The following is a 1130-nucleotide window of genomic DNA, read 5'->3' on the forward strand; positions in this document are numbered from 1 at the left end:
TGCTGGGTGTATTGATTTATGGAAAAATAATGATGAGTTTTTTAAAGTATTTTTAGAATATGTAGAAAAATACAAAGATGAGATCTTGCAAAATCAAGGTAGGGTTACATTGAGTGTTAAATACAAAAAAGGAGTAAAAATAGAATGTGATAGCGATTACTATACGAAGCAGTGTGTGAGGTTCAATAATGAAAATTAAAAAGTTTATTTTTTGCATTAAAATTTTTATAATTTTATTTTGGATTATAAGCAATTCATTGCTCATTATGATTGTGATAGATTCAAGTAGAAGTTTTTTGTTTTATTTGACAAATGATTTTATGTTTTTGTTTTTCTTTATCATTGGTGTATGTGGTATTTTAAGCATTTCTTTAGAAAAGTTATATAGAGGGATAATAATTAGATATTTTGTTTTTTCATTTTTTGTAACTTCTTGTTTTTTATTTTTGAATATAACTCTTATTTTTTTTGGATTACTTCAGCCAATAGGACTTAAGGGACATTATCTAACTTTTAATGATTTATTGTTTCACTATTGTGTAAATTTTGCTTTTTTCTACATATCTTTATTTGGTATTTATGCTATTTACAAAAATAAGAAAAAATATGTGGCTATTTGTTTGGCATTGGTTGTTTTACATATAATGTTATATTTATTTTTGTATGGTGCAGTGTTGTGGCACTCACCAATCGAGATAATAAGTTTTGGGATATAATGGCATAAAACAAACAACAGCCAAGGATAAAACAATGAAAAAGATAGAATCTATATATAATGAACAAATTTTACACTTACAATTTGCTTAAAGTATATGCAATGAGCAGTGAAAAATATGTAAATTTAAGTGATGAGGAGCTTAAGGAATATTTTTGTTCTCAACAAATCCCATTTAGGCATAAATATCCCAAAGTTTCATCAACCTTGCGCTTCAAAGGCAATCTTCGCATTTCTTGGAGCTTTGATATAAAGCATAATAAAAATATTGATTTTGGCTCAAGATACTCTAATAGGATTTTCTCTTATCAATTTCAGCAAATTTTGATGAGAATTTTGTCCTAAATTTTTCGTCTTAATTTTGTTTTTTTTAAATGAAACACAAAATTTTCTTTTTTTATGCCCCTAAATTTAG

2 protein-coding genes are annotated in these 1130 nt (G+C 25.8%); both read left to right on the forward strand.

Translation table 11 applies throughout. The features are described 5' to 3' along the window. Window positions 1-199, forward strand: a 199-nt coding sequence (locus tag DMC01_RS14110) for a hypothetical protein (RefSeq protein WP_185908962.1), incomplete at its 5' end; no start/stop codon positions are given. A gap of 618 nt (window positions 200-817) precedes the next feature. Next, complete coding sequence (locus DMC01_RS12525; protein ID WP_142694514.1) at window positions 818-1060, forward strand: hypothetical protein; 243 nt, start codon at window positions 818-820, stop codon at window positions 1058-1060. Window positions 1061-1130 lie beyond the last annotated feature (70 nt).

This window comes from Campylobacter troglodytis (genome assembly GCF_006864425.1).
Taxonomy (GTDB): Bacteria; Campylobacterota; Campylobacteria; order Campylobacterales; family Campylobacteraceae; genus Campylobacter_D; species Campylobacter_D troglodytis.

Bases quoted from the DNA above. Each gene is read 5' to 3' on its own strand.
- DMC01_RS12525 (WP_142694514.1), top strand. From the start codon at position 818: ATGAGCAGTGAAAAATATGTAAATTTAAGTGATGAGGAGCTTAAGGAA.